Below are 21,927 nucleotides of genomic sequence, written 5' to 3'. Positions count from 1 at the left end.
CGAATCCGGCTGCGGAGCGCGGTGCGCCGTCCGCCCGCGTCGGCAGCGGCCCACCCGCTCCCCTCCGCCGCCGTCCCGACGGCAGGCCCGCGGGGGATGCGACGATGGACGAATGGCACGTGGTGGTGGACGGCGTACGGCGGTCGCGACGGCGGCCCTTGGCTCCCTGCTGGCGGTGACGGCGCTGTCCGCCTGCGGCGGTCCGTCGGGGGACGGCGCGGACTCCCGGGCGAGCGGCCCCCCGGGCGGGGACGGCCGCAGCAGTGCGGCGGCCGATCCCACGAGGATCCCCGGCGTGGGCGACCGGCTCCAGAAGCGCATCCCCGGCGACTCGCGCCAGGTCGTCGCGGTGTACGGGGACGGCAGGGATTCCGCCGACTCCACGGTCGTGCTCTACACGAAGCAGGGCTCCGCATGGCACCGAGCCCGGAGCTGGGCGGCGCACAACGGCACGAAGGGGTGGACGACCGACCACCACGAGAACGACAAGCGCAGCCCGGTCGGTGTGTTCACCCTCAGCGACGCGGGCGGCGTGCTCCCGGACCCCGATCCGGCCCCCGGTACGGGGCTGCCGTACAGCAGGTCCGCGAGCTTCGCGGCACCGCGGTGGTGGGCGAAGTCGTACTGGCACGACTTCGACTACGTCATCGCCATCGACTACAACCGCGTCAAGGGCACCCCGCCGAACGACCCGACCCGCCCGGAGGGGACGTCGAAGGGCGGTTCGATCTGGCTGCACATGGACCACGGCAGCGGTACGTCGGCCTGCGTCAGCCTGCCCAAGTCGGCGATGGAGTACCTGCTGCGCACGTTGGACCCGGACCGGCACCCCGTGGTGGTGATGGGGGACAGGGCGCACCTGAAGGCCTGAGCACGGGCCTTCCGGTTCCCGGCCCACCTAGCCCGTGGGGACCACACCGACTGCCCGGGCCGCATCGGCTGTCCCGATCACGCCGTCCGGCGGCACTCGCCCGCGTCCGGGCCGTCGATCAGGGTGTCCAGCAGTCCGCCCAGCACCGCGCGCTGCTCGCCCGTCAGCGGGGCCAGGATCTCCTCGGCGGCGGACCGGCGCGCACCGTGCAGTTCCCTGAGCGCCGCGCGCCCGTCGTCGGTCAGCTCGATCCGGATGACCCGGCGGTTGGCGGGATCCGGGACGCGGCGCACGTTCCCGGCGGCTTCCAGCCCGTCGACCAGCGTCGTCACCGCCCGGGGCACGACCTCCAGGCGCTCGGCGAGGTCCGCCATGCGCGGGGGAGAGCCGTAGTGCGCCAGCGTGCGCAGCAGCCGGGACTGGGCCGGGGTGATGCCGAGGTCGCGGTGCTCGAGATGACGCTTCTGGATGCGGTGCACCCGGCGGGTGAGCCGCAGCAGCTGCTCGGCGAGCAGGCCGTCGGGATCGGGAGCGGTCATGGGGGAACAATATCAGGATGACGTTCATTGTGAGTATAGGTAACAATGACCTATGATCCGTAAGGTCCGCGCATGCCCGCGGCAGGCCCCCGAGGTCTGCGCCCGAAGGCTCCGCGGGCCTCCCCTCGCCGCTTCCGAAGGAGCCCATGCACCCCGATCGCGCATCCGCCTGGACCGCACCCGCCGACGCCAAGGAACAGCCCCGGCAGGTGCGGCGCATCCTCAAGCTGTTCCGTCCCTACCGCGGCCGCCTCGCGGTCGTCGGCCTGCTGGTCGGCGCCGCGTCCCTGGTGTCGGTCGCGACGCCCTTCCTGCTCAAGGAGATCCTCGACGTCGCGATCCCCGAGGGGCGCACGGGCCTGCTGAGCCTGCTCGCCCTCGGCATGATCTTCGGTGCCGTCCTCACCAGCGTCTTCGGCGTGCTGCAGACCCTGATCTCCACGACCGTGGGCCAGCGGGTCATGCACGACCTGCGCACCGCCGTCTACGGACGGCTCCAGCAGATGTCCCTCGCCTTCTTCACCCGCACCCGCACCGGCGAGGTCCAGTCCCGCATCGCCAACGATATCGGCGGCATGCAGGCCACCGTCACCTCGACGGCGACCTCGCTGGTGTCCAACCTCACCAGCGTGGTCGCCACGATCGCCGCCATGGTCGTCCTCGACTGGCGCCTCACCGTCGTCTCGCTGCTCCTGCTCCCGGTGTTCGTGTGGATCAGCCGCCGCGTCGGCAGGGAGCGCCGGAAGATCACCACCCGGCGCCAGAAGCAGATGGCCGCGATGGCCGCCACGGTCACCGAGTCGCTCTCCGTCAGCGGCATCCTGCTCGGCCGCACCATGGGCCGTTCCGACTCGCTCACCCGCGCCTTCGCGGACGAGTCCGAGAGCCTGGTCGACCTGGAGGTGAGGTCGAACATGGCGGGCCGCTGGCGGATGGCCGTCATCACCATCGTCATGGCCGCCATGCCGGCCGTCATCTACTGGACCGCGGGCATCGCCCTCCAACTCGGCGGACCCGACGTCTCCCTCGGTACCATCGTCGCCTTCGTCTCGCTCCAGCAGGGTCTGTTCCGACCGACCGTGAGCCTGCTGTCGACCGGTGTGCAGATCCAGACCTCGCTCGCACTCTTCCAGCGCATCTTCGAGTACCTCGACCTGCCGATCGACATCACAGAGCGGGAGGACCCCGTCCACCTCGACCACATCAAGGGCGAGGTCCGCTTCGAGGACGTCGAGTTCGGCTACGACGGCAAGGGCGGCCCGGTGCTCGACGGCATCGACATCACCGTCCCCGCCGGCAGCAGTCTCGCCGTCGTCGGCCCCACCGGCGCCGGCAAGTCCACGCTCGGCCACCTGGTGCCGCGGCTGTACGACGTGACGGGCGGCCGGGTCACCCTCGACGGGGTCGACGTGCGCGACCTCGACTTCGACACCCTCGCCCGCGCGGTCGGCGTCGTCTCGCAGGAGACGTACCTCTTCCACGCCTCCGTCGCCGAGAACCTGCGCTTCGCCAAGCCGGACGCCACGGACGCGGAGCTGGAGGCGGCGGCGAGGGCGGCCCAGATCCACGACCACATCGCCGCCCTGCCCGACGGCTACGACACCGTGGTCGGCGAGCGCGGCCACCGTTTCTCCGGCGGCGAGAAGCAGCGCCTGGCCATCGCCCGCACCATCCTGCGCGACCCGCCCGTCCTCGTCCTGGACGAGGCGACCAGTGCCCTGGACACCCGCACCGAGGCCGCCGTGCAGGACGCCATCGACGCCCTGTCCGCCAACCGCACCACGATCACCATCGCGCACCGCCTCTCCACCGTCCAAGGCGCCGACCGGATCGTGGTCCTCGACTCCGGACGCCTGGCCGAACAGGGCACGCACGAGGCACTGCTGGCGCTGGACGGGAGGTACGCCGCGCTGGTCCGCCGGGACGCCCGACTGGAGCCGACAAGATGACGATATGCCGGGTTTGTGCCTCTATGGGGGTTACCGTGCCCGCATGCAGATGAACACTCCGCCACGGAGCGCGAGAAGCGTGCGAAGCGCGAGGAGCGCGATGAGCGCCAGAGGCCCCAGGGGGGGCCTCAGAGGCTCCACGGGGCTCAGAAGCTCCACGGGACTCAGAGATCCCAGAAATCCCAGAGGCCCCAGGAGAACGATCCGGCTGACGCGCCGGGGCCGTGTCGCCCTGATCGCGATCGGCGCCGTCGTCGCCGGTACCGCCGTGGCGGTGCCGTTGCTGACGACGGACGAGGAGGGCGAGTCCCGCCCCACCTCCCTGGTGATCCCCGAGGGCTGGCGCGCGACCCAGGTCTACGACGCCGTCGACAAGATCCTTGCCCTGCCCGCGGGCACCACCAAGAAGTCCCTGGCCAAGGCCAACCTCGAACTGCCGAACGACGCCGAGGGCAACCCGGAGGGCTATCTCTTCCCCGCGACCTATCCGCTGGGCGAGAACCCGACCCCGGAGAAGCTGCTGACGGCCATGGTCGACACGGCGAACAAGAAGTTCACCGGCGCACCGGTCGCGGCAGGCGCCCAGCGCAACGCGCTGAACGTCTACCAGGCGGTCACCATCGCCAGCATCGTGCAGGCGGAGGCCGCCGCCAAGGAGGACATGGGCAAGGTGGCCCGGGTGGTCTTCAACCGGCTGGAACGCGGCATGCCGCTGCAGATGGACTCCACCATCAACTACGCCCTGGGCCGTTCCACCCTGAACACCACCGACAAGGACACGAAGATCGACAGCCCCTACAACTCGTACCAGCGCATGGGACTGCCGCCCACCCCCATCGCCAATCCGGGCGACGAGGCGATGACGGCCGCGATCAACCCGACCCCCGGTGACTGGCTCTACTTCGTCACGGTCAAGCCCGGCGACACCCGCTTCACCGCCGACTACGCCGAACACCAGCGCAACGTGGGCGAGTTCAACCGCCTCCGGCAGAGCGCCTCGAAGCAGGCCGAGGGCGAGGCCGCCAAGTGACCGGTCGGGGCGTCACGCGGCGACCGGCTCCCCCTCGGCCAGCAGCCGCCTGATGTCCCGCACGGCCGCGCGTCCCGCCCGGTTGGCGCCGATGGTGCTGGCAGAGGGCCCGTAGCCGACGAGGTGGATCCGCGGGTCGTTGACCGCGCGCGTCCCCTCGACACGGATACCGCCACCCGCCTCGCGCAGCCGCAGCGGCCTCAGATGGTCGATGGCGGCCCGGAACCCGGTCGCCCACAGGATGACGTCCGCGGACACGCGCCGCCCGTCGCCCCACTCCACCCCCTCGGGGATGATCCGGTCGAACATGGGCTGCCGGTCCAGCACGCCCGACTCCAGTCCGGCCCGGACCGCGTCGTTCAGCGGCAGCCCGGTCACCGACACGACACTCTTCGGCGGCAGCCCCTGCCGTACCCGTTCCTCCACGAGCGCCACCGCCGCCCGGCCCGCGTCCTCGTCGAAGGGCCCCTCGCGGAAGACCGGGGGCCTCCTGGTCACCCACGTGGTGGCCGCCGCGTACGGGGCGATCTCCATCAGGTGCTGCGTCCCCGAGGCGCCGCCGCCGACCACGATCACGCGCTGCCCGGCGAACTCCTCGGGACCGGCGTACTGCGCGGTGTGCAGCTGCCGCCCCCGGAAGGTCTCCTGCCCCGGATAGCGCGGCCAGAAGGGCCGGTCCCAGGTGCCGGTCGCGTTGATCAGCGCACGCGTCGACCAGGACCCCGCCGACGTCTCGACGAGCAGCCGTCCGTCCGTCCCCTCACGCACGGCGCGCACATCGACCGGCCGCAGCACCCGCAGGTCGAACCTCCGCTCGTACTGCGCGAAGTACCCGCTCACCACCTCGGCGGACGGCCGCGCCGGATCCGCGCCGGTCAGCTCCATCCCCGGCAGGGCGTGCATCCCGTGCACCTTGCCGTACGTCAGGGAAGGCCAGCGGAACTGCCAGGCGCCGCCGGGACCGGGGGAGTGGTCGAGCACCACGAAGTCGCGCTCGGGCTCGAAACCCGTGCGCCGCAGGTGGTAGGCGGCGGCGAGCCCGGCCTGACCGGCACCGATGACGACGACCTCGACCTCGCGTGTGTTGTTCACGCTTCTACCAACTGTGTGGCAGGCCCCGATCTTCCCCGGTGTCAGGACCGGATCACGCTGCCCCCGGTGTCACGATGGGGTCATGCCAGATGCCTACATCACCCGAGTCCTCAACGTCGCCACCGGCTCGGCGGAACGGGTCGCCGACATCACCGGCGACTGCGAGTCCTTCCTGCGCGAGGCGGCGTCCGGTCGCGACGGCCTCCTCAACGTCTTCGTCCCGCACGCCACCGCCGGGATCGCGATCCTCGAGACCGGCGCCGGCAGCGACGACGACCTGCTGTCCGCCCTGCACACCCTGCTCCCCGCCGACGACCGCTGGCAGCACCGCCACGGCAGCCCCGGGCACGGCCGCGACCACGTCCTGCCCGCGTTCGTACCCCCGCACGCGACGCTGCCGGTGATCGGCGGGCGCCTGGAACTCGGCACCTGGCAGTCGGTGTGCCTGGTGGACACCAACCGGGACAACCCCGACCGCCAGGTGCGGTTGTCGTTCCTCGGGTAGGGCTGCCTCTGCCGTCACCGCACCTGTCGCGCCGACACGCGGCCGGGCGGCGCTAAGGTGCTCCTGACGTTCCTTGCCGAGCCCGTCTTTCCCGGCGACGCACGGGTGAGCGACCACGAGGTGAACAGCGGGCAGCCGTTCATTCCGTGTCACAGCACCTACTCAAGCTCGACTCCGTCTACGACCGGATCGCGCAAACCGTCGCGGAGACCAGGCGATCCACACAGTCCGCCGACTCGGTCCGTGCGCCCGGAACGGACGTTCGCGTGCGCGGCCCCGCCCGCGACGCGCCGCGCTTCGCGGCAACGGTTCACCGGCCCCGCCCAGGTACCGTCCTTTCGCCGCGAGGTCGAGCAGTGGCTCGGTCCATATCGAGCTGGAGTTCGGCGGGACCACGACCCCCGAGCCCGGCCCGCACGACCCCATGTGACGACCGAGCCGGGCGAACGGGCTCCGGCGACCTACTCCACCGCCATCTCGCCCAGCTCCGACCAGCCCTCCTGGTCGACCGTCGCGTTCACGATGCGGGGTGTGCTGGCCAGGTGGCGCGGCAGCTTCTCCTGGGCGGCGCGGAAGTGCGCGGACCCGACGTGGGCGGCGCCCGCCGCGTCGTCGCGGAACGCCTCGACCAGTACGTACTCCGTGGGGTCCTCGACGCTGCGCGACCAGTCGAACCAGAGGCAGCCGGGTTCCGCCCGGGTGGCCCGGGTGAACTCGCCGGCGATCTCCGGCCACTGGTCGGCGTGCTCGGGGAGCACCTGGAACTTCGCCGTGATGAAGATCATGGGTCTCGGTTCGCTTTCTGTGATCGCGGGATCCGGAGGGCGTAGCTGCCGACGAGGTTACCGATGAAGTCGCGGCGTACCGGGCAGGGGATCAGGCGTCCGCGCGGGTCCGTGCCCGGACCACCAGCCGCTTCACCAGGGGCCAGGCCAGCAGCAGCACGATCACCGCGTACACCGTCACCGAGAACGGCGTGTTGACCAGCCCCGTCGCGCTGCCGTCGCTGATCTGCAGGGCGCGGCGCAGTTGCTGCTCGGCGTTCGGGCCGAGGATGACGCCGATCACGGCGGGCAGGACGGGCAGTCCGTAGCGCCGCATACCGAATCCGATCAGACCGATGACCAGCAGGATCACCAGGTCGACCACCTCACCGCCGACCGCGTACGCGCCGACCGCCGCGAAGAACATGATCCCCGCGTACAGGTACGGCCGCGGGATCCGCAGCAGTTTGGCCCACACCGGGGCCAGCGGCAGGTTCAGGGCGAGCAGCAGCACCATGCCGACGAAGAGGGAGGCGATCAGACCCCACACCAGCTCGGGCTCGCGTTCGAAGAGCAGCGGGCCCGGCTGGATGCCGTACTGCTGGAAGGCCGCCAGCATGACCGCCGCGACCGCGGTGGTCGGCAGGCCTAGCGTCAGCATGGACACCAGCGTGCCCGCCGCCGAGGCCGATGCCGCCGACTCGGGACCGGCCACGCCCTCGATGGCGCCCTTGCCCCACTCGTCCTTGTGCTTGGACAGCCGCTTCTCCGTGACGTACGACAGGAAGGTGGGGATCTCCGCGCCGCCCGCCGGGATCGCGCCGAACGGGAAGCCGATGAACGGGCCGCGCAGCCAGGACTTCCAGGTGCGCTTCACATCGACGCGGCCGAGCCAGGGACGGCCCACCGGGATCGGTTCGGCCGCCCCGCGCCGCAGGTGGGCCGCCACCCACAGCGCCTCGCCGATCGCGAACAGACCGACCGCCACGATCACCACGTCCACACCGTCGGCGAGTTGCAGCGAGCCGAAGGTCAGTCGCTGCTGGCCCGTCATCTGGTCCAGGCCCACCAGGCCGATCGTCAGGCCGATCAGCAGCGAGGCCAGCCCTCTGATCCGCGACGAACCCAGTACCGACGTCACGGCGATGAACGCCAGCACCATGATGGCGAAGTAGTCCGGAGCGCCGATGTCCACCGCCAGGTCGGCGACCGTCGGCGCGAGCGCCACCAGCAGGACCGTGCCGATCATGCCGCCCGCGAAGTGACCGATGGCCGCGGCCGCCAGCGCCTGCGCGCCGCGCCCCGCCTTGGCCATGGGGTTGCCCTCCATGGCCGCGACCACGGCGGCGCTCTCGCCGGGGGTGTTGAGCAGGATGGAGGTGGTCGAACCGCCGAACATCGCGCCGTAGTAGATGCCCGCGAACATGATGAACGCCGCGACCGGCTCCAGCCCGTACGTGACCGGCAGCAGCAGCGCCACCGCCATCGCCGGACCGATGCCGGGCAGCACGCCGATGGCCGTGCCGAGCAGCACGCCGAGGGCGGCCCACAGCAGGTTGAGCGGGGTCAGGGCCGTGCCGAACCCGTCGATGAGGGAGTTGAGGGCGTTCATGTCAGAGCACTCCCATCAGCGGACCGCCGGGCAGCGGCACGCCGAGCAGCTTGTCGAAGACGACGTAGGTGATCAGGGACAGCACCGCGGCGATCAGCGGATCGCGGTCCACCCGGCGGCTGCCGAGCGCGAACGCGGCGCCCCAGAAGAGCAGCGCCCCGGCGACGGGGAAGCCGGCCGGTTCGATGAGGGCGGCCGCGCCGAGGAAGATCCCGGACAGCAGCAGCACCGTGCGCCAGTCGGCCGGTTCGGACAGGTCGACGTCCTCGCCGCCCTCGGCCTCGCCGCGGCCGCCGCGCAGCACGTCGACGGCGAGCAGCGCGGCGATCACCAGCAGGCCGATGCCGACCACGACCGGCACGGTCTTCGGGCCGACCGGGCCGCGCTGGGTGATGTCGACGTCCATGGTGAGCGCGTCGGTCAGCACGAGCACGCCGAGCGCCAGCAGCAGGGCGCACACGCCCAGTTCGGAGTGGTCGCGCAGCCACGAGCGACGGCCGGTGGCCGTGCCCTCGCGGTCCTCGGGGAGTTCGGTCGGCGTCGTCACAGTCCCAGCTCCTTCAGCACCGACACCACACGCTTGTCCTGCGCCTCCAGGAAGTCGCCGAACTCCTCACCGGTCAGGAACGCGTCGTCCCAGCCGTTCTGGTCCATGGACTTCTTCCACTCGGACGAGTCGTGCAGTTCCTCGAACAGGCGGATCAGCTTGTCGCGCTGCGCGTCGGACAGACCGGGCGGGGCGACGATGCCGCGCCAGTTGGTGAAGTCCACGTCGTAGCCGGACTCCTTGAGGGTGGGCGCGTCCTTGAGGTCGTCCACCCGTTCGGGACCGGTCACCGCGAGCACCCGCAGCTCGCCCGCCTTGATCTGGTCCAGGTACTCGCCGACGCCGGAGACCCCGAAGCCGACCTTGTCGCCGAGGATGGAGGCGAGCAGCTCGCCGCCGCCGTCGAAGGGGATGTAGTTGACCGACTTCGGCTGGATCCCGGCGGCCTGCGCCATCAGCATCGGCGCGAGGTGGTCGGGCCCGCCCGGCGACGAACCGCCGCCCACCGGGATCTTCCCCGGGTCCTCCTTCCAGGCGTCGATCAGCTCGTCGATCGTCTTGTACGGCGAGTCCTTGGCGACCACGACGACGTCCTGCTCCTCGGTGAGCCGCGCGATCGGCGTGGCGTCGGCGAGGGTCTTGGGCGCGTGGTTGGAGCGGGCGGCGCCCACGACGCCGAGGCCCATGGACATGGCGAGCTTGCCGTTGCCGTGCTCGCTCACCAGCCGGCTCAGGCCCACGGTGCCGCCCGCGCCGGGCAGGTTGAACACCTCGATGCCGTGGGTGAGCCCGGCGTCCTCGGCGTTCTTCGCGGCCGTGCGGGCGGTGATGTCGTAGCCGCCGCCGGGCGTGTTGGGAACCATGAAGCGCAGGCCCGGAATCCGGGTGCCGGAGTCCGAGTCGTCGCCCGAGGAGAGCAACGGCGGTCCGGCCAGCACGAGGACGGCGGCCCCGAGCAGGGCGAGGGGGGTGCGCAGGCGCACGTATGACACCACCTGTCGGTTGGGTAGAGGGGTACGGGGAGCCCTGTGGGGGAGGGTGACGTGGGCCACATGGTGCACGCGCGCCCGCCGCCTGTCTTCCTTGCGGAACCAAGGGAGGTTGTGTTCATTGCGGTCGCCGTGGCCGCGGGACCGACATCGCTGTCGGATCGCCGGTTCATTGCGATGCAGGCACATCCCTTTCCCTCGCCGCAGGTGGGCGCCATGATGGCGACCCGGCCCCCCGCCCCTCCATGAGCCCAGAACGAGTCCGCCGTGGCCCCCACCTTCCGCCGTCAGACCCTCGCGGGCGAGATGCTGGTCCTCCAGCTCGCCATCGTCGTGGTCGTCCTGCTCGCGGTGGCCGCCGTCTCGCTCGCCCAGTCCGAGGCCACCTTCAACCGCGTCGAAGGCCGCCGGGTCACCGCGCTGGCCGAACAGCTGGCCGCCACGCCGCTGGTCCGCAGTCAGCTGCTGCGCCCGGTGCCGCAGGAGGCCCTCGCCCCGCTGGTCAACTCCACGCAGACCCAGTCCGGGGTCACCTCCGTCACGGTGGCCGACGCCGACGGCCGCGTCGTCAGCTCCACCGACCCCACCCTGATCGGCGCCCGGCTGCCGCGCGGAAAGGGTGCCGGTGTCACGAGCGGCTGGTCGGGGCCGCTGACGGTGCAGGGCAGCCGGGAACTCGTCGCCCAGGTCCCGGTGCTCGGTGCCACCCGGCAGACCCTCGGCCGCCACCTCGGCACGGTGATGGTCGGCGAGGCGGACCCGACGGTGTGGCAGCGCCTCAACGGCGCCTCCTCCTACCTCCTCGCCTACCTCGGCATCGCCAGCGGCCTCGGCGTCGCCGGTTCCTGGCTGCTGGCCCGGCGCGTCAAGCGGCAGACCCTCGGCCTGGAGCCGCGCGAGATCGCCGGCCTCGCCGAACACCGGGAAGCCATGCTGTACGGCATCGCCGAGGGCGTCGTCGCCCTGGACCCGCAGCACCGGCTCACCCTGGTCAACGAGATGGGCCGGCGCCTGCTCGACCTGCCCGCCGACTGCGTGGGCCAGAGCCTGGACGGACTCGGCATCGACGGCCGGCTGCGCGACGTGCTCGCCGGTGCCACGCCCGAAGCGGCCGGGCCGCGCGACGAGGTCGTCGTCCGCCACGGCCGGGTCCTGGTCATGAACCGCATGACCGTCAGCAAGGACGGCCGTCCGCTCGGCTCGGTCACCACCCTGCGCGACCGCACCGAACTGGCCCGCCTGGAGCGGGAGATCGGCTCCTTCCGCTCCACCTCCGAGCTGCTGCGCGCCCAGGCCCACGAGTTCGCCAACCAACTGCACACCATCTCCGGGCTCATCCAGATCGGCGAGCAGGACGAGGTGGTGCGCTACATCCGCGGGCTCAACCAGCGCCGCCAGTCCCTGGACGTCACCCTCAGCCGCCGGGTCCGGGACACGGCCGTGGCCGCGCTGATCACGGCGAAGTCCTCCCTCGCGGCCGAGCGCAGGGTCACCCTGCGCGTCTCGGACCGCACCGCGCTGGAGCGGCTGGAGCCCGCGGACGCCGCCGACGTGGCGACCGTGCTCGGCAACCTCGTCGACAACGCCGTGGACGCCGCCGCGGCCCCGGGCGACGCACACGAGGCGTGGGTCGAGGTCGAACTGCGGCAGGACGCCGCCAGCGTCGAGATCGTGGTCCGCGACTCCGGGCCCGGCGTGGCGCCCGAACTGGCCCGGGAGGTCTTCTCGCACGGCTTCACCACCAAGGCCGCCCGGCAGGGCGAGCGCGGCATCGGCCTGGCGCTGACCCGGCTGGTCTGCGAACGTCACGGCGGTGAGATCTCGGTGGCCAACACCCCCGAGGGGGCCATGTTCACCGCACGCATGACCGTCAGCCACCTCATCGACGCGGTGGCGGAAGGAGCAGCACCATGACGGCTACGAGCGGCACGTCCGACCCGACCGCCGCGAACGCCGCGACCGCCCCGAACACGGGCACGTCCCGTGCCGCCGCACCGATCGGAGTGCTCGTCGTCGACGACGACTTCATGGTGGCCCGCGTCCACCGCGCGTTCGTCGAACGGGTCGAGCCGTTCCGGGTCGTCGGCGTCGCCGGCACCGGGGAGCAGGCGCTGGCCGCCGTCGCGGAACTCCGCCCCGACCTGGTCCTGCTCGACCTGTACCTGCCGGACGTCTTCGGTCTCGACGTCATCCCACGGCTGCGGGCCGCGGGCCACGACTGCGACGTCATGGTCATCAGCGCGGCCCGGGAGGCGGACGCGGTGCGCGGCGCCGTGCGGCACGGTGTGGTCGACTACCTCCTCAAACCCTTCGAGTTCGAGGACCTGCGGGTCCGGCTGGAGCGCTACGCCGTCCAGCGCGGCCGGCTGCTGGGCACGGTGGTGCGCAGCCAGGCCGACGTCGACCGCGTACTGGCCGGGGCCGCGGCACAGGCCGCACCGGCCCCCGCGCTGCCCAAGGGGATGAGCGTGGAGACCGCCGGACTCGTCGAGCGAACCCTCCGAGGAGCCGACGGCACCCTGTCCGCCAGCGAGTGCGCCGCGCTGACCGGCATCTCCCGGGTCAGCGCCCGCCGCTACCTGGAGTACTTCCACACCGTGGGCAGCGCGGAGGTGTCCCTGCGCTACGGGGTGGCGGGCCGACCCGAACGCCGCTACCGCTTCCGGGGCGCGGTCACCGGCCCGGCGCTCCGGCCCGCAGGCCGTCCATGACGAAGTCCAGGAACTTGGTGACCCGCGGCTGCCGGTCCTCGCCGGGGCCGATCAGCCACAGACCGCCCAGGACGAGGAAGAAGTCGTCCCCGGTCACACCGGGCCGGATCGTGCCGGCCTCGTCGTTGGCCCGGAGCAGGAGTTCGGCCGCGTCCTCCAGCGGGGTGGGGCGCGGCTTCTCCGGGGCCCCGGGTGCGCTGGTGACCAGCCGGATCGCGTCCGCCAGACCCGCCTTGGTCATGGCGAACTCGGCGAGGCGGTCCATCCAGTCGCGCAGGGCCCGGTCGGGTTCCCGGGTGGCCAGCATCTCGGGGGCGGCCTCGGCCACCTGCTGCATCCCGTGGCGGTAGATCTCCAGGACGAGCGCCTCGCGGTTCGGGAAATTGCGGTAGAAGGTGCCCTGCCCGACCCCCGCCTTCTTGGCGATGGCGCTCAACGGCGCCTTCGCGCAGTGCGTCAGCTCCTCCGTGGCCACTGCCAGGATGCGCTCGCGGTTGCGCTGGGCGTCCGAGCGCAGGGGACTGTCCGGCTTGTCCTTGTTCGACTGCGGCACTCGTCCTCCTTCCGGGTTCGTGGCCGAATCCCGACCTTGCTAAGCGGACAACTGTCCGTTACGTTTTCCGTGAGTGGACAGTTGTCCGTTTACCCCACCCACTCTACCGGCGGAAAGCGGCCGACGGCCCCCGCCCACCCGTGAACCCACCGCCTACAGCCAGTTTTCCCGGTCACCAGACACCAAAGAAGGCTGATCATGGCCCCAGCGCCCTCGTCGACGTCCAGCGCCGTCGTCCTGAACATCAACGGCGAGAAGCACCAGCTGACCGTCGACCACCGCACCACCCTGCTCGACGCCCTGCGCGAGCGCCTCGACCTCACCGGTACCAAGAAGGGCTGCGACCAGGGGCAGTGCGGTGCCTGTACCGTCCTGGTCGACGGGCGTCGCGCCGTGTCCTGTCTGAACCTCGCCGTCGCCGCCGAGGGACGCGAGATCACCACCATCGAGGGGATGGCCGAGGGGGACCGGCTGCACCCGGTCCAGCAGGCCTTCCTCGACCTCGACGGCTACCAGTGCGGCTACTGCACCCCCGGGCAGATCTGCTCGGCGATCGCCGTCATCGAGGAGCACGCGGCCGGCTGGCCCAGCGCCGCCACCGAGGACGTGCGCCCCGAGGCCGGACCGCCACCCCTGACGCCCGACGAGATCCGCGAACGGATGAGCGGCAACCTGTGCCGCTGCGGCGCCTACGTCTCCATCGTCCAGGCGGTCACCCGCGCCGCCGAGGCACACGAGGCCGCCGCCCACGACGACGACCGCGCCGACCGGCCCGGGACCACCGAGGAGACGGCCGCATGAGGGAGTTCGCATACCAGCGCGCCGACGACGTCTCCGGCGCCGTGGCCCTGCTCGCCGCCGACCCGGACGCCCGCTTCCTCGGCGGCGGCACCAACCTCGTCGACCTGATGAAGACCGGCGTCGAGCGCCCCGCCCGGCTCGTCGACGTCCGCGAACTCCCCCTGGACGGCATCGAGGAGACCGCGGACGGCGGACTGCGCATCGGCGCCACCGTCACCAACAGCGACCTGGCCGCCCACCCCGAAGTGCGCCGCCGCTACCCGGCCCTGGCACAGGCGGTCCTGGCCGGGGCCTCCGGCCAACTGCGCAACATGGCCACCGTCGGCGGCAACCTGCTCCAGCGCACCCGCTGCGGCTACTTCACCGACCTGAGCAAGCCCTGCAACAAGCGGTCCCCGGGCAGCGGTTGCTCCGCGCTCACGGGCGAGCACCACAATCACGCCGTCCTGGGCGCCTCCGACCACTGCGTGGCCGTCCACCCCTCCGACATGGGCGTGGCCCTCACCGCCTTCGACGCCGTCGTCGGCTACGAGACCCTCGACGGGCCCGGCCGGTTGCCGCTGGCCGACTTCTACCTCCCCGTCGGGGACACCCCGCACCGGGAGACCGCCCTGCCGCCCGGCGCGCTGATCACCGACGTCACCCTGCCGCCCGCCCCGGTCGCCGCCCGCTCCCGCTACCGCAAGGTGCGCGAGCGCGCCTCGTACGCCTTCGCGATCGGCTCGGTCGCCGCCGCGCTCGACATCGAGGACGGCGTCGTGCGCGAGGCCCGGCTGGCCTTCGGCGCGGTCGCCTCACGGCCCTGGCGGGCCCGCGCGGCCGAGTCCGTGCTGACCGGCGCACCGGCCGACGGCGACACCTTCGCCGCCGCCGCGGACCTCGAACTCGCTGCCGCCAGGCCGCTGCCCGACAACGGATACAAGGTGACCCTCATGCGCAACCTCGCGGTGGCCGTCCTGACCGAACTCGCCGAGGAGACCGCCCGATGACCACCGCCACGACCGGCCGTACGGCGCTCAGGGGCGTCGTCGGCACCTCGCACACCCGCGTCGAGGGCCGCGACAAGGTCACCGGGGCGGCCCGCTACGCGGGCGAGATCCCCTTCGCCGACCTCGCGCACGGCTGGCTGGTGCTCTCCACCGTCGCCCGCGGCCGTATCCGCGAGATCGACACCGAGCCCGTCCTCGCCATGCCCGGCGTGCTGGCCGTCCTGCACCACGGCAACGCCCCGCGCGTCGACACCGACTACATCGGCCTGCTGGGCATGCCGCCGGACCCCACCGCCGCGGTCTTCCAGCAGGACCGGGTGCACCACGTGGGCTGGCCGGTCGCCCTCGTCGTCGCCGAGACCCCCGAGCAGGCCAGGGAGGCCGCCGAGGCCCTCGTCGTCGCCTACGACGAGGAGCCGCACGACACCACCCTCACCACCGGCCACCCGGGTGCCCACCCGGCCGGCGGGGTCATGCCCGGCGAGACCGCCAAGGGCGACCTGGCGGCCGGTCTCGCCGCCTCCGCCGTCGTGGTGGACGAGGAGTACACCACTCCCGAAGAGCACCACAGCATGATGGAGCCGCACGCCGCCACCGCCCTGTGGGACGGCGGCCGCCTGGAGGTCGTCGACTCCAACCAGGGCACCACCTGGATCCAGAGCGAACTGGCGAGCATGTTCTCCCTCGACGCCTCCGCGGTACGGGTGCGTTCCGAGCACATCGGCGGCGGCTTCGGCAGCAAGGGCCTGCGCGCCCACCAGGTCGCCGCCGTGATGGCCGCGACCGAGTTGCAGCGGCCGGTGCGCGTGGTCATGACGAGGCGGCAGATGTTCTCGCTGGCCGGTTACCGCAGTCCCACCCTCCAGCGCGTGCGGCTCGGCGCCGACGCCGACGGCCGGCTGCGCGCCCTCGAGCACCGCTCGCTGAACCAGACCTCCACGGTCTACGAGTTCGTCGAGCCCAGCGCGGGCGTGGCCCGGGTGATGTACGACGCCGAGGCCCACCACACGGCCAACGAGGTCGCGCCGCTCGACGTGCCGTCGCCGACCTTCATGCGGGCGCCGGGCGAGGCACCGGGGTCCTTCGCCGTCGAGGCGGCCCTCGACGAACTGGCCGAGCGCTGCGGCGTCGACCCGATCGAGCTGCGCCTGCGCAACGAACCCGAGGTCGGCCCCATCTCCGGTCTGCCCTTCAGCAGCCGCAACCTGGACGCCTGCTTCCGCGAAGGGGCCCGGCGGTTCGGCTGGGCCGAGCGCGACCCGCGCCCCGGGACGCGCCGGGACGGACGCTGGCTCCTGGGCACGGGCACGGCCGCCGCCTCCTTCCACGCGGGCGCCGGCCCCTCCACGGCCGTCGTCACCGCGCAGGCCGACGGCGGCTTCACGGTGCGGATCGCCGCCGCCGACATCGGCACCGGCGCCCGTACGGCGCTCACCCTTGTCGCCGCCGACGCCCTGGAGGTCGCGCCCGACCGGGTCCGGGTCCGGATCGGGGACAGCGACTTCGGCCCCGCGATGATCGCGGGCGGCTCGATGGGCACGCGTTCCTGGGCCTGGGCGATCCGGCTGGCGGCCCGCGAACTGCGGGAGCGGCTGGCCCTCGGCACGCCGATCCCGCCGGAGGGCATCACCGTACGGTCCGACACCACCGAGGCCCTCGGCGCCCTCGCCCAGAAGGAACGGCACTCCTTCGGCGCGCAGTTCGCCGAGGTCGCCGTGGACCCCGCCACCGGCGAGGTGCGGGTGCGCCGCATGCTCGGCATCTTCGCGGCCGGCCGGATCGTCAACCCGCTCACCGCCCGCAACCAGCTCGTCGGTGGCATGGTCTGGGGCATCTCCATGGCCCTGCACGAAGAGGCGGTCCGGGACCGGACGAGCGGCGGCCTCTACGCCCCCGACCTCGCCGGATACCACGTGGCCACCAACGCCGACGTGGGCGACATCCAGGCCGACTGGGTGGACGACCCCGACCCGGACGACCCGGTCGGCATCAAGGGCGTCGGCGAGATCGGCATCGTGGGCGCCGCCGCGGCCGTCGCCAACGCCGTCTGGCACGCGACCGGCGTACGCCACCGCAACCTGCCCATCCGGCCGGACCGGGTGCTGTCGGCGGGGGTGCCCGCAATCGAGGGCGGCCCGCATGCTTGACATCGCCGACGAGCTGGACGGCTGGCTCGCGCAGGGCCGGGAGTTCGCCGTCGCCAGTGTCGTCTCCGTCGGCGGCAGCGCACCGCGCGGGCCCGGCGCTGCCCTCGCCGTCGACCGCGACGGCACGGTGATCGGCTCGGTCTCCGGCGGCTGCGTGGAGGGCGCGGTGTACGAGCTGTGCGCCGAGGCCCTGGACAGCGGCGAGAGCGTGCGCAGACGGTTCGGCTACAGCGACGAGGACGCCTTCGCGGTCGGGCTGACCTGCGGCGGGGTGATCGACGTGCTGGTCACGCCGGTCGGCGCGGACGCACCGGCGCGCGAAGTGTTCCGGGCGGCGCTCTCGACCGCCGCCCGGGGCGGGACCGTGGCCCTCGCCCGGGTCGTCCAGGGCCCGTCCGACCTACTGGGCCGGGCACTGCTGGTCCGTCCCGACGGCACCCACGAGGGCGGTCTCGGCGGGCATCCCGACCTGGACCGCACCGCGGCCGCCGAGGCCGGTGCCCTGCTGGACGCCGGACGCACCGGCACGGTCGGACTCTCCGAGGACGGCTCGCACTGCCCCGGCGGGCTCACCCTCCTCGTCGAGTCCAGCGTGCCGCCGCCCCGCATGATCGTCTTCGGCGCGGTCGACTTCGCCGCGGCGCTGGTGCGGGCCGGGAAGTTCCTCGGGCATCACGTCACCGTGTGCGACGCCCGGCCGGTCTTCGCCACGCGGGCCCGCTTCCCGGAGGCCGACGAGGTCGTCGTCGACTGGCCGCACCGCTATCTGCGGCAGACCCGGACCGACGAACGCACGGTGCTGTGCGTGCTCACCCACGACGCCAAGTTCGACGTGCCGCTGCTGACCGAGGCCCTGCGCAGACCGGTCGCGTTCGTCGGCGCCATGGGCTCGCGCCGCACCCACGAGGACCGCGACCGCAGGCTGCGCGAAGCGGGCCTGAGCGAGGACGAGCTGTCCGGGCTGCGCTCACCGATCGGCCTCGACCTCGGCGCACGCACCCCGGAGGAGACGGCCCTGTCCATCGCCGCGGAGATCGTCGCGGCCCGCCGCGGCGGAACGGGCGTGCCCCTGACGGGCGGTTCGGCACCGATACACCGGGAGCGGGAGGTGACGGGAGCGGCCGCCTGAGGGACGAACGGGCCGGACGGACGCCCGGAGGCTCAGGGCAGGGCCGACTCGTCGGCCAGGCGGACCGCGCACTCCAGCATCATCGCGTGCACGAAGGCCTGCGGGAGATTGCCGCGGAGCTGGCGCTGGCGCACGTCGTACTCCTCGGCGAACAGCCCGGGCGGTCCGCAGGCCGCCCGGGTGCGCTCGAACCAGCGGAACGCGCCCACCCGGTCACCGACCCGGTGCGTGGCGAGCGCCATCGTGAAGCCGCAGAGCAGGAAGGTCCCCTCGGCCTCGCCGAGCGGCACCCCGGGGTGTTCGAAGCGGTACAGGTACCCGTCCTCGGCCAAGCGGGACTCCACGTACGCGCGAGTGGCGGCGTCACCGTCGCCGTCCCCGAACGCGCAGCCACGGGCCATGGGCACCAGCAGCGCGGCCTCCGGCCCGTCGTCGTCCTCGGCCCGCCGCCAGCGGCCGTCGGGGCGCAGACAGCGGCGCCGCGTCTCCCGCAGCACCGTGTCGGCGAGGTCGGCGCACCGGCGCCCCGCGGCCCCGGGCAACACCTCCAACATCCGCCGCAGCCCGCACACCACGCTCAGCCGGGAGTGGGTCCACCACCGGTTCTCCAGCTCCCACAGCCCGGCCTCCGGCTGCAGCCAGTGCCGCTCGACGACGTCCACGGCGACGGCCGCGGCCCGTTCCGCCTCGTCGGTCAGGCGGTCGTGCGCGGCGGCCGCGGCGAACAGTTGCAGCGCCTCGCCGAAGGTGTCCAGCTGGAACTGCGCGCCCGCGTCGTTGCCGACGTGGTCGTTGCCACCGGGATAGCCGGGCAGTCGCAGGGAGCGTTCCTTGCCGACCGGCCGCCCGTCGACCGTGTAGGCGGGGCGCACCCCGTCGCCGTCCGCGAGAACACGCTCGGCGACGAAGCGCACGGCGTCGTCGACCAGTGGGTTCGGTCCGTGCGCGGCGACCGCGAGACCGGCGTAGCACTGGTCGCGGAGCCAGGCGTAGCGGTAGTCGTAGTTGCGCCCGCTGTTGGCCCGTTCCGGCAGGGATGTGGTCGCGGCGGCGACCATCCCGCCGGAGACGCTGGTCAGGCCGCGCAGCACGGCGTACGCGTGCCGCGCGTCGCGGGGTGCGACCAGCCGCGAGCAGTCCGGGACGGCCTGCCCCCACTCCCGTTCCGTGGTCCGCCACAGCGCGTCGGCGTCCAGCGGTCCGGTCTCCGGCCCCTCGGACAGTTCCAGCACGAGGTCGTGCGTCTCGCCCTCGCGCAGCCGGAACTCGCCGCACAGCCCCGCCCCGTCCCGCCACACCGCGTCCGGAGCCCCGGCGAGCCGCATCCGCAGCCCCCGCGCCCCGGCCGTCCACACGCCTGCTTCCAGCCGGGGGTCGCGCATCCGGACCTCCCCGAAGCCGGGCCGCGGGTCCAGGTCCATGCGCAGCCGCGCCTCGCCCCGCTCCACGCGCATGCGGCGCAGCAGTACGAGCCGGTCCGTGCGGGTCGGCAGGGCCAGGGCCTCCCGGCACTCGATCACGCAGTCGGCGGTCACCCACCGGCTGATCCGGATCAGTGTGCCCTCCTCGTAGGAGCCGCCCCAGACGTGCCAGGGGTCCGCCGGCTCCACGGTGAAGTGCCCGGCCCCGCCGATCAGCGCGGAGAACACCGCGTCGTCGTGCCACCGCGGGGCGCACAGCCACACGATCCGGCCCCGGGGGTCCAGGACGGCTCCCCGCTCACCGTCGGCGAGTACCGCGTACTCGCGCAGCGCCCAGGGCGGGCACGACGTGTCGGGTGTCGGCGCGCGCCGATCGTCGCTGTCCTCCATGACGCTACGGCTATCCCGGCGCCGTTGACCGAAACGACGCCGTCCCGGTAGTCCCCGTAGCCCCCGTAGCCCCCGCAGTCCCCGGGCTCTCTCCGGTCACCGCAGTCACCGCAGTCACCGCAGTCACGGGCGTCAGCGGGCCCCCGCCCGTCCCGTGCTCGCCCAGGGGCCCCACCGCCAGCCCCGCCTCCCGGCAGTCGCGCACGATGTCCGGCAGCGCGCCGAGGGCGGCCCGCCAGCTGCCCGGGGCGGAGGCGTGGTCGGTGTCGTGGAGGAGGAGCGTGCCGCCCCCGCGCAGGTCCGCCGCCACGGTCGCGCGTACCGAGGCGGGCGTGGCGTCGTGCCGCCAGTCCTTGCCCCACGCGGTCCACAGCACGGGCCGCAGCCCTGCCCGGCGGGCGGCCGCCCAGCGACCGGAGGTGAGGATGCCGTAGGGCGGCCGGTACCAGCGCGGCACACTTCCGGCCACCTCGGTCACCACCCGGACGGCACGCCGCACCTCGCGCGCGTCCCGCGCCGGTGACGGCCACCAGGGGCGGTCGTGCGTCCAGCCGTGGACGGCGAGTTCGTGTCCGCGCCGGACCAGCTCACGGGCGAGCGCGGGGTGGCGCGCGGCGTTCTCGCCCAGCACGAAGAACGTGGCCCGTACCCCGAGCCCGTCCAGTACGTCGAGGAACCGCGGCGTGGACGCCGGGTCGGGGCCGTCGTCGAAGGTGAGCGCGACGTGGCCGGGGTCGCCCAGGCCCGCCAGATCCGGGAACCGGCGGCGGCGCAGTTCCGGCAGCCAGGTCGCCGCCGGGCCGATGTGGGCCAGCGCGGCGGCGAGGACCGGAGCGACGGCGTACACCGCCCGTCCGGCGCGAAACCCGTGACGCATCCGTGGTACCTCCGGTCAGTCCCCCTGCGTTCCATCCCCTGCGTACCGCACCCGTGCCGTCCGTACCGCACCCGTGCCGTCCGTTCCGCTCACCGCCGCACCGCCCGCCCGGGGCCGTCCCGCGCCGCCGGGGCCGTGTCCCAGGCGCCGTGCACCGACGGTGCCCGGGCCAGCCCGACGCTGCCGAGGCCGATCAGCGCCACGCCGATCAGTTCGGGCACTATCCGCACCCCGAGCAGGATCTCCTCGCCGAACAGGGCCCAGCCCAGGGCGACGCTGGTCAGCGCGTCGCCGAGGGTCAGGGCCGGCTGCGAGGCGGCCAGGGTCCCCGCCCGCAAGGCGCTCTGCAGCAGCAGGAAACTGGCCACGCCCACCACCGCGGTGGCGTACGGCGGCCACTGGGTCAGCACCTCACCCACCCCCTGCGGAAGCCGTCCGGTCACTTCCTTGAGCAGCGCCGCCGTACCGCCGAACCCCACCGCGGACGCCGATCCGAACAGCGCCGCGCGCGGCGCGCCCCGCACCAGGCTGCCGACCGAGGCGAGGACCGTCATCAGGACGAGCAGCGCCAGCCCCGCCCAGATCCACCGCCCCCCGGTGGCGGTGTCCTGACCGGCCGAGGGAGCGGCGGAGCCCAGGAACAGCGCGAGCCCCACGGCCAGCGCGACGAAGGCCAGCCACGTCCGCGTGTCCGGACGCCGGTGGAAGACCGCACTGCCGACCATCAGCGTGAACAGCAGTTCGGTGGCCATCAGCGGCTGGACGACGGCCAGACTGCCCACCGCCAGGGCGGCCGCCTGGAGCACCGTCGTCAGCGCGAGCAGCGCCGCCCCGCCGAGCCAGTACCGGTCCCGCACCAGCCGCAGCAGCGAGCGCACCACCGTGTGCCTGGCCCCCGCCCGGTCCTCGTCCTGCGCCGCGGCCCGGCGCTGCAGCACCGACGCCGCAGCGTTGGACAGCGCCGCGAACAGGGCGAGGACGACGGTGAGGACACTCACCGCGGCGCGCTCC

General features: G+C 73.2%; 20 protein-coding genes. 10 read left to right on the top strand and 10 right to left on the bottom strand.

Features of this window, described 5'->3' with window-relative positions:
* Window positions 1-112: 112 nt before the first annotated feature.
* A complete protein-coding gene (locus tag ACGH52_RS06180) occupies window positions 113-871 on the top strand; it encodes a L,D-transpeptidase family protein (RefSeq protein ID WP_059297515.1) in 759 nt (252 codons plus the stop codon).
* A 77-nt stretch (window positions 872-948) separates the two neighbouring features.
* Here the strand turns inward: ACGH52_RS06180 and ACGH52_RS06175 are convergent, their stop codons facing one another.
* Window positions 949-1,410, bottom strand: a complete 462-nt coding sequence (locus ACGH52_RS06175) for a MarR family winged helix-turn-helix transcriptional regulator (protein ID WP_059297514.1) — start codon at window positions 1,408-1,410, stop codon at window positions 949-951.
* A gap of 146 nt (window positions 1,411-1,556) precedes the next feature.
* On the opposite strand from ACGH52_RS06175, the gene ACGH52_RS06170 reads away from it, so the two are divergent.
* Together ACGH52_RS06170 and mltG are read left to right on the top strand one after the other, a co-directional pair.
* Window positions 1,557-3,359 carry an ABC transporter ATP-binding protein gene (locus tag ACGH52_RS06170; protein WP_399938078.1) on the top strand — a complete coding sequence of 601 codons (1,803 nt, stop codon included), beginning with the start codon at window positions 1,557-1,559 and terminating at the stop codon, window positions 3,357-3,359.
* A gap of 208 nt (window positions 3,360-3,567) precedes the next feature.
* Window positions 3,568-4,389 (top strand): endolytic transglycosylase MltG, encoded by an 822-nt coding sequence (gene mltG / locus ACGH52_RS06165; RefSeq protein ID WP_171987053.1) that lies wholly within the window; start codon window positions 3,568-3,570, stop codon window positions 4,387-4,389.
* 12 nt (window positions 4,390-4,401) lie between these two features.
* Here the strand turns inward: mltG and ACGH52_RS06160 are convergent, their stop codons facing one another.
* A complete protein-coding gene (locus ACGH52_RS06160; protein WP_121701645.1) occupies window positions 4,402-5,481 on the bottom strand; it encodes an NAD(P)-binding domain-containing protein in 1,080 nt (359 codons plus the stop codon).
* Window positions 5,482-5,563: 82 nt separating this feature from the next.
* Here ACGH52_RS06160 and ACGH52_RS06155 point away from each other — a divergent pair, with 82 nt between their 5' ends.
* Window positions 5,564-5,986: a YjbQ family protein gene (locus ACGH52_RS06155; RefSeq protein WP_121701646.1), complete on the top strand. Its 423-nt coding sequence runs from the start codon at window positions 5,564-5,566 to the stop codon at window positions 5,984-5,986.
* A gap of 461 nt (window positions 5,987-6,447) precedes the next feature.
* Here ACGH52_RS06155 and ACGH52_RS06150 read toward each other — a convergent pair whose 3' ends face one another.
* From ACGH52_RS06150 to ACGH52_RS06135, 4 genes are all read right to left on the bottom strand, one after another.
* Window positions 6,448-6,771: a putative quinol monooxygenase gene (locus tag ACGH52_RS06150; protein ID WP_076973191.1), complete on the bottom strand. Its 324-nt coding sequence runs from the start codon at window positions 6,769-6,771 to the stop codon at window positions 6,448-6,450.
* A gap of 91 nt (window positions 6,772-6,862) precedes the next feature.
* A complete protein-coding gene (locus tag ACGH52_RS06145) occupies window positions 6,863-8,362 on the bottom strand; it encodes a tripartite tricarboxylate transporter permease (protein ID WP_399938075.1) in 1,500 nt (499 codons plus the stop codon).
* Between the two features lies 1 nt (window position 8,363).
* Entirely contained in the window at window positions 8,364-8,909 is a 546-nt protein-coding gene (locus ACGH52_RS06140) for a tripartite tricarboxylate transporter TctB family protein (protein ID WP_121701647.1), read from the bottom strand.
* Window positions 8,906-9,892, bottom strand: a complete 987-nt coding sequence (locus ACGH52_RS06135) for a Bug family tripartite tricarboxylate transporter substrate binding protein (RefSeq protein WP_399938073.1) — start codon at window positions 9,890-9,892, stop codon at window positions 8,906-8,908. Before ACGH52_RS06135 ends, ACGH52_RS06140 begins: the two co-directional genes overlap by 4 nt.
* Before the next feature lie 273 nt (window positions 9,893-10,165).
* Between ACGH52_RS06135 and ACGH52_RS06130 the strand changes: the two genes are divergently transcribed.
* A complete protein-coding gene (locus tag ACGH52_RS06130) occupies window positions 10,166-11,812 on the top strand; it encodes an ATP-binding protein (RefSeq protein ID WP_399938071.1) in 1,647 nt (548 codons plus the stop codon).
* Window positions 11,809-12,609 (top strand): response regulator, encoded by an 801-nt coding sequence (locus ACGH52_RS06125; protein WP_399938069.1) that lies wholly within the window; start codon window positions 11,809-11,811, stop codon window positions 12,607-12,609. The genes ACGH52_RS06130 and ACGH52_RS06125 overlap by 4 nt, the downstream gene beginning before the upstream one ends.
* Here ACGH52_RS06125 and ACGH52_RS06120 read toward each other — a convergent pair.
* Window positions 12,572-13,162: a TetR/AcrR family transcriptional regulator gene (locus ACGH52_RS06120; RefSeq protein WP_059297503.1), complete on the bottom strand. Its 591-nt coding sequence runs from the start codon at window positions 13,160-13,162 to the stop codon at window positions 12,572-12,574. The two genes, ACGH52_RS06125 and ACGH52_RS06120, sit on opposite strands and share 38 nt — an antisense overlap.
* A gap of 198 nt (window positions 13,163-13,360) precedes the next feature.
* Here ACGH52_RS06120 and ACGH52_RS06115 point away from each other — a divergent pair, with 198 nt between their 5' ends.
* The 4 genes from ACGH52_RS06115 to ACGH52_RS06100 are packed head-to-tail and all read left to right on the top strand — an operon-like array spanning window position 13,361 to window position 18,228.
* Window positions 13,361-13,963 (top strand): 2Fe-2S iron-sulfur cluster-binding protein, encoded by a 603-nt coding sequence (locus tag ACGH52_RS06115; RefSeq protein ID WP_123621966.1) that lies wholly within the window; start codon window positions 13,361-13,363, stop codon window positions 13,961-13,963.
* On the top strand, window positions 13,960-14,952 hold the full coding sequence (locus ACGH52_RS06110) for an FAD binding domain-containing protein (protein ID WP_399938066.1): 993 nt from the start codon (window positions 13,960-13,962) through the stop codon (window positions 14,950-14,952). Before ACGH52_RS06115 ends, ACGH52_RS06110 begins: the two co-directional genes overlap by 4 nt.
* The gene (locus tag ACGH52_RS06105) at window positions 14,949-17,099 is read left to right on the top strand and encodes a xanthine dehydrogenase family protein molybdopterin-binding subunit (RefSeq protein ID WP_399938064.1); all 2,151 of its coding nucleotides are present in this window, start codon (window positions 14,949-14,951) and stop codon (window positions 17,097-17,099) included. Before ACGH52_RS06110 ends, ACGH52_RS06105 begins: the two co-directional genes overlap by 4 nt.
* Entirely contained in the window at window positions 17,092-18,228 is a 1,137-nt protein-coding gene (locus ACGH52_RS06100) for an XdhC/CoxI family protein (protein ID WP_059297499.1), read from the top strand. The genes ACGH52_RS06105 and ACGH52_RS06100 overlap by 8 nt, the downstream gene beginning before the upstream one ends.
* 32 nt (window positions 18,229-18,260) lie before the next feature.
* On the opposite strand, the gene ACGH52_RS06095 is transcribed toward ACGH52_RS06100, so the two are convergent.
* From ACGH52_RS06095 to ACGH52_RS06085, 3 genes are all read right to left on the bottom strand, one after another.
* On the bottom strand, window positions 18,261-20,039 hold the full coding sequence (locus tag ACGH52_RS06095; protein WP_399938062.1) for a glycoside hydrolase family 15 protein: 1,779 nt from the start codon (window positions 20,037-20,039) through the stop codon (window positions 18,261-18,263).
* 10 nt (window positions 20,040-20,049) lie between these two features.
* Complete coding sequence (locus tag ACGH52_RS06090; RefSeq protein WP_399938060.1) at window positions 20,050-20,916, bottom strand: polysaccharide deacetylase family protein; 867 nt, start codon at window positions 20,914-20,916, stop codon at window positions 20,050-20,052.
* A gap of 89 nt (window positions 20,917-21,005) precedes the next feature.
* A complete protein-coding gene (locus ACGH52_RS06085; RefSeq protein WP_076973179.1) occupies window positions 21,006-21,914 on the bottom strand; it encodes a DMT family transporter in 909 nt (302 codons plus the stop codon).
* Between the last annotated feature and the right edge of the window lie 13 nt (window positions 21,915-21,927).

Source organism: Streptomyces sp. BBFR25, assembly GCF_044590125.1.
Taxonomy (GTDB): Bacteria; Actinomycetota; Actinomycetes; order Streptomycetales; family Streptomycetaceae; genus Streptomyces; species Streptomyces canus_D.
The sequence above is the reverse complement of the archived record's forward strand: the minus strand, read 5'-3'. Positions and strand labels throughout refer to the sequence as shown.

Coding starts and splice junctions, on each gene's coding strand:
- ACGH52_RS06100 (WP_059297499.1), top strand. CDS start 17,092: ATGCTTGACATCGCCGACGAGCTGGACGGCTGGCTCGCGCAGGGCCGG.
- ACGH52_RS06110 (WP_399938066.1), top strand. CDS start 13,960: ATGAGGGAGTTCGCATACCAGCGCGCCGACGACGTCTCCGGCGCCGTG.
- ACGH52_RS06150 (WP_076973191.1), bottom strand. CDS start 6,771: ATGATCTTCATCACGGCGAAGTTCCAGGTGCTCCCCGAGCACGCCGAC.
- ACGH52_RS06090 (WP_399938060.1), bottom strand. CDS start 20,916: ATGCGTCACGGGTTTCGCGCCGGACGGGCGGTGTACGCCGTCGCTCCG.
- ACGH52_RS06145 (WP_399938075.1), bottom strand. CDS start 8,362: ATGAACGCCCTCAACTCCCTCATCGACGGGTTCGGCACGGCCCTGACC.
- ACGH52_RS06125 (WP_399938069.1), top strand. CDS start 11,809: ATGACGGCTACGAGCGGCACGTCCGACCCGACCGCCGCGAACGCCGCG.
- ACGH52_RS06175 (WP_059297514.1), bottom strand. CDS start 1,410: ATGACCGCTCCCGATCCCGACGGCCTGCTCGCCGAGCAGCTGCTGCGG.
- ACGH52_RS06155 (WP_121701646.1), top strand. CDS start 5,564: ATGCCAGATGCCTACATCACCCGAGTCCTCAACGTCGCCACCGGCTCG.
- ACGH52_RS06115 (WP_123621966.1), top strand. CDS start 13,361: ATGGCCCCAGCGCCCTCGTCGACGTCCAGCGCCGTCGTCCTGAACATC.
- ACGH52_RS06105 (WP_399938064.1), top strand. CDS start 14,949: ATGACCACCGCCACGACCGGCCGTACGGCGCTCAGGGGCGTCGTCGGC.
- ACGH52_RS06095 (WP_399938062.1), bottom strand. CDS start 20,039: ATGGAGGACAGCGACGATCGGCGCGCGCCGACACCCGACACGTCGTGC.
- ACGH52_RS06170 (WP_399938078.1), top strand. CDS start 1,557: ATGCACCCCGATCGCGCATCCGCCTGGACCGCACCCGCCGACGCCAAG.
- ACGH52_RS06180 (WP_059297515.1), top strand. CDS start 113: ATGGCACGTGGTGGTGGACGGCGTACGGCGGTCGCGACGGCGGCCCTT.